The organism is Bartonella sp. AD328YNZD, from assembly GCF_042196425.1.
Window position 1 is genome coordinate 1 of the sequence record NZ_JBHIQG010000647.1, and the last position, 887, is coordinate 887.

General features: G+C 31.7%; 1 pseudogene. It reads left to right on the forward strand.

Going from position 1 to position 887, the window contains the following annotated elements:
- Positions 1-592 (forward strand): annotated as a pseudogene (locus ACFIO3_RS14230) (MFS transporter); the annotation flags it as partial.
- Positions 593-887 lie beyond the last annotated feature (295 nt).

The following is an 887-nucleotide window of genomic DNA, read 5'->3' on the forward strand; positions in this document are numbered from 1 at the left end:
GAATTCTCTCATTTGTGAAGCTAAGGAGATGTTGTCTATTTTTATTAAAGTTCCTTATATTTCTTTATGCTTTTATTTTTCATTGATCTTTTTCAATATATTCTCGCAGTATTGGCAGTGGATATTTAAAGATCATCATATTAATGTCACTTATTTTGATCTTGGTGTGACATTTTCGCTGATATTGTTCTCTCAGCTTTTGGCTAGTTTTCTCTTTACAAAACTAAGTGAAAGAATGAACTTTATTTTACTGTTGTTTCTTTCAGCTTCACTGATTTTTACAGTCGCTTTTTTTGAACCAAGAAAAGAAATTGCTGTCATTTTAGTCTGTATGACTTTTTATCTCATTAGGTACACCTATCTTCGTGTAGAAGTGGTCTTGCATGATAATATTAGTGATCATTTTAGGGCTACATACGAATCCTTCTTGTCAACTGTTGGAAGATTGAGCCTCTTGGTATTTTTTTACATGAGTGCGTATATGGTCGATATGTTTGGCTTTTTCTCGCTCGTTTATATTTTTGCTGTTTATTTATTGATTTACTTGTTGGCAGTGTTTTTTTTAGAAGGAAATCTCAAAAAAGCTCTGTGAGAATATTTACTTATCATTATCACGCATGTCTCATCGGGCATTATAGTGGATCAAGGCTTTGATTTATAAGTCTTATCATTGTTTTTCATGTTGAATGAGAAAGCTGAATATTGTCCGTTCTTCTTATTGCAAATCTATGTATATTAATCAAAATCATGTTTCTTGTACATTATAAGTGGGCGTGGTGTAAAAATCATAAAAAAGAAGTAAAAAGGCTTCTCATGAATATTCTTGAACGCTAAGAGTTGTTGGCAAGATGAGAAGCTGATAAAGAACATGATTGTACCGGATTATA